Raw genomic sequence first — 1,643 nt, 5'->3', positions numbered from 1 at the left:
CACACTTACGAAAATCCTAAAGGGATTTTCTTGGTCGGTAAATATTTACTAAATTTATTGCTTAATCACGCCACAAAACATACCAAAAACCGTTAGCAAATATAGCGGATGAAAATAATGAGAAATATTTTAGGAATTATAATTCTGACTTTATTAATGATAAATTGCTCAAACCATAAAAAGGATTTAGTATTTGTCAAAAATGATTATGAAATTGATTTGACAAATATAGATTCTGTTTGTAAAAATTTGAAAGGTTTTTGGATTCCCGAAAAACTAATAAATGGAGAAATGATTTTATGGTTGGATATGAATGAAAATAATTGTTCTTGTAATTGGGAAATTATTCCATTCAATGACAAAATAAGAAATGAAAAAATGCTTCCGATGAAAAGCTGTCCAACTGTAGCAACTTTGATTGATAAAAATAATGTTTCACACATTGATTTTGGAAGCACAGAATATGATTTAGTTCAAATTGACAGTGTCCATTTTGAATATGTCGGACTTGGAGGTTCTTCCATTTCAAAGATTGAATACTTATCCAAAACTAAATTCAAGATCAATGGAATAACATATTTGAGGCACAAAGGATATGAATTTTTAGAATAAAACATTTGCTAACAACTGGTATATTTTATAGCTTGGTTTTTGCACACTTACGAAAATCCTAAAGGGATTTTCTAGGTCGGTAAATATTTACTAAATTTATTGCTTAATCACGCCACAAAACATACCAAAAACCGTTGTGGTTCATTACGATGAAAAAAAATATTCTATTAATATTGATACTTACGATTTATTTATCTTGCACAGATAAGAAAGATAAAATTAATATAGTTGAGAAGACCAAAAAAGAAAAATTAAGTTCTGACCAAAAATTCAAAAACTGGTTGATAGAAAAATCAATTTTATATACAGACATTAAACCTTTTAGAGAATATCCAAGTTATGAATTATGGAGTCATTATGATTTATTATCTCAAAAAGATTCATTGAAATATGATTTTTTTCCTTCAACCGACAGTTCTTTTGTTTTAATTACAAATGAAAATAGAGAAAATAGAGGTCGTTATATTGATTATAGATTTCTAGAAACTGAATCTAAAAATGTTCATATAGGAATAGGAATTATGGATAGTTTGAAAACAATTTCTACTGATCACTTTTGGTATAATGATCGTATTTTATACATTATAGAGAGAAAAATTAAGAGTAACGATTATTCTATGATAAAACTTAAAGTTAAGGTAGATTCGATTTGGGAATATTATATACCAAATGATGAGATTAAAAAGTAACGAAACCACAACAACTGGTATATTTTATTGTTTGGTTCTAGCACACTTACGAAAATCCTATCGGATTTTCTTGGTCAGTAATTATTTATTAATTTTATTGCTTAATCACTCAACAAAACATACCAAAAACCGTTGCTTGTAACAGCGGATTTCACTTCTGAAATCCACATTTTAGTCATTTAAGATTAAATTAGTTAGTCTGACAGAGGCACGAAAAAAATTATTAATGAGGGAAAATTCTGATCATTCTTCTACTCTATCAAACAGAAACTAAATTGAGTTATTTGAGAAATAAACAAATGATAAATTGAAACGCAAAAAGCTCATTAAAACGGAACGATT

Annotated in this window: 2 protein-coding genes; both read left to right on the top strand. The window is 27.4% G+C overall.

The genetic code is table 11. The annotated features are described in order from the left end of the window. Positions 1-117: 117 nt before the first annotated feature. The gene (locus BLU40_RS17425) at positions 118-612 is read left to right on the top strand and encodes a hypothetical protein (RefSeq protein ID WP_139171008.1); all 495 of its coding nucleotides are present in this window, start codon (positions 118-120) and stop codon (positions 610-612) included. Between the two features lie 173 nt (positions 613-785). Next, positions 786-1,301: a hypothetical protein gene (locus BLU40_RS17420; RefSeq protein ID WP_139171007.1), complete on the top strand. Its 516-nt coding sequence runs from the start codon at positions 786-788 to the stop codon at positions 1,299-1,301. The last annotated feature ends 342 nt before the right edge of the window (positions 1,302-1,643 follow it).

It is taken from the genome of Lutibacter oricola (genome assembly GCF_900106565.1).
Taxonomy (GTDB): domain Bacteria; phylum Bacteroidota; class Bacteroidia; order Flavobacteriales; family Flavobacteriaceae; genus Lutibacter; species Lutibacter oricola.
This window is presented reverse-complemented; position numbering and strand designations above follow the sequence as displayed.